Origin of the sequence: Bradyrhizobium sp. URHD0069 (assembly GCF_000701345.1) — a bacterium.
GTDB lineage: Bacteria > Pseudomonadota > Alphaproteobacteria > Rhizobiales > Xanthobacteraceae > Bradyrhizobium.
Window position 1 is genome coordinate 1 of record NZ_JNIJ01000114.1, and the last position, 2,428, is coordinate 2,428.

At 56.8% G+C, this 2,428-nt stretch carries 2 protein-coding genes and 1 pseudogene; all 3 read right to left on the reverse strand.

Annotation, left to right across the window (positions count from 1 at the left end):
- Positions 1 to 149 precede the first annotated feature (149 nt).
- Positions 150 to 266, reverse strand: coding sequence for a DUF3606 domain-containing protein (locus N554_RS42505; RefSeq protein WP_156042201.1), 117 nt, complete (start codon positions 264 to 266; stop codon positions 150 to 152).
- A gap of 37 nt (positions 267 to 303) precedes the next feature.
- Positions 304 to 549: a DUF6894 family protein gene (locus tag N554_RS0130420; RefSeq protein WP_029586890.1), complete on the reverse strand. Its 246-nt coding sequence runs from the start codon at positions 547 to 549 to the stop codon at positions 304 to 306.
- 1,373 nt (positions 550 to 1,922) lie between these two features.
- Positions 1,923 to 2,251 (reverse strand): annotated as a pseudogene (locus N554_RS36785) (recombinase family protein); the annotation flags it as partial.
- Positions 2,252 to 2,428 lie beyond the last annotated feature (177 nt).

Genomic DNA, 2,428 nt, shown 5'->3' on the forward strand with positions numbered 1-2,428 from the left:
CCCGCCGATTCACGCCGGCGGGTTTTTCCTATTTCACCACCCGCAGCCCCAGGCGAGGAACGGTAGCCGCGAGCACAACTGTTGGCGGAGCTGGACTCGCTAAGGGAAAGATCGCTTCTGCGGTTTCGGCCATTCCATGCAATCGCGGATCAAGCGGCTCTGGATTTGCCGGTTTTCTTTGCCTCATAGCGGACCTCGTAATCCTGCCCGCCCGCCACGCGAGCCCAATCCTGTTTGCGTCCGCGACTAGTTTGCTTTTTCGCCATCCCGCTCTCCTTGTGTTGATGAGAACGCGCGACAAACTCACCTCCGAAACGGTTTCGGCATGATCTCTGAGAATGAGAAAGTTTCAAGGGTGTGCCCTGCTTCGTTTGCAATCACGAAACCATCCGCCACCGCTTCCTCGCCGCTCTTGATTGCTTCTCCCAAAAGCTCACGAGCGCCGAGTTTGGCTTCGCGCTGGGCAGCCGCTAAATCAGGTAGTTCCGTTCCTTCCTCATCCAATATTAAATGATCTCCCGCAACGAGATGGAAAAAGTATCGTGCCATGGCGCCCCCCCCCCACTTCCACTGACACAACCTGATCGTGCAGCGCTTGTTCCGCGCACGGCTTCTGTCAGTCGGATTCCCGTAGGCTATTGAAAAGAAAGCGTAAGAGGCATTAGGAATCCAGCTATGCCGGATTGCTGATCTGCTGATCGTCCGACGCAAAGCTTTTATTTGAGGGTGAATATCCGCCGGTAGTGCGAGCGCGCATCTTCATCGCATTCGCACGCCCACTGCCGGATCTGCTCAACGCTTATGATGCGAAGGCGCCCTCGGTTATATGAAATCATGGTCGCGGTCAGGCAATCGAACCGATTGTTTGATGCAGGCGGAGCCTGAAAAAAAGCGGCCGGGTTTAGACCGACCGCCTCTTGTCGAGATAGTGCGCTTATCGGCAGGTTCGAACCTTCTTCACAACCCGACGGCCATGATATCGTGTGACCACGGTGCGAACCTTGCAGAGGCGATGGTCACGGTAGCGAAACTGTACGGGCACGGCGTCCGAAGTTGCTGCCGCTCCTGGCATAGGTGCCTGGAATGCCGCTGCCGGGACCGAGAACGATGCCAAGCCGAGCAACGCTGCGGCAGCGAATCCAAGTGTAATTTTCTTCATGTTTTGCATTTTCCTTATGGAGCCCCGAACCTGTTTGCAGCACCGCGTCTTAACGACGGATGAATGTCAGCTAACCCGTTCGGGTTCCGTTGCAGTCGCGTGGGACGACATGGATGAGCGGGGGGCACCGGTGCATATCGACGCGGCTGTGGTGCCCATGAGGCCTGCGCGACAGTCGACGAGATCGACAGCATGGGCCGGATTGAGGTGCTGTTGGGCATGATCCGGCACATGTTGCCGGCGGATATGGTGGTGGCGGCATGATGGCAACCCGATCCCTCTGCGCCGCAAAGGAGCGAAGTCCAAGCCTGGGCAAGCACAGTGGAAAATGATGACCTATTGCATGAAGCACTGATGTACTTCGGCAAAGAGCCCTCATGGTTCAACATTTACAAAGCCCTTGAGTGTCTTGAGCTTCGATTTGGCGGAGGGGAGACAACATTTTTAGCGCTCGGCTGGGACCCTCATCGCAGATCAAGCTGATGAAAAGGTTGGCGAATACATTGCGGCACGCGAAGCAAAAGTTTGAAGCACCTGAAAAGCCGATGACCCTCGGCGAGGCACCTTCGCTCCTGGGCTCTCTCCTGCGCAGGGGGTCTTGCGGAAGCTCAGAGCCCACCCAGGATCGATAGCCCCCAGCTTAGGCGCGTTCTGAGGCACGTGAACAAATGGTGTGAGACCGGCACTGCACTCGCCAAGTTCGGCCTCGCAGCTTACGAATTCTGGAAACTGGTCTTTTGACAATTTCCACCCACTATGAGGAGACCTCCCGGCCGAGTTCAGCAACAATGAACGGCACCCTTTGAGCCATTAAGCCCGAGACAAACGCAACATCGCGCGAAAGCCGATCCAGCTTCGAAACAACGATGCTGCACCTTGCCTTCCTGGCCGCAGTCAAGGCAGCCGCAAGCTGCGGGCGCCTATCGAGGGCATCAGCGCCCTTCCCGGTCTCGAACTCGGCATACTCTTCGATGATGGTCAGCGACTCGGCCGCGACAAAGCGCTCGATTGCTGCCTTTGCGCCTCGATCCCGAGGCCGGAGCGCTGCTGCTGTTGCGTGGAAACTCGAAGATATGCGACCGCGCGCTCCATACAAACGGCATACCACCGTATGCGGTTTGGTCAGCGGTTACTCAAGCATTCGCAAATCAGATCTTATGGAACGTCGATATCCGCTTTTCCCTCAGCAGCGGACATTCGTCCCTGCGAGAACTAGGTCGGCTTTGTGCCATGTGTGGACGGCTCCGAGTTGGCAAGAGAAATCTTCAC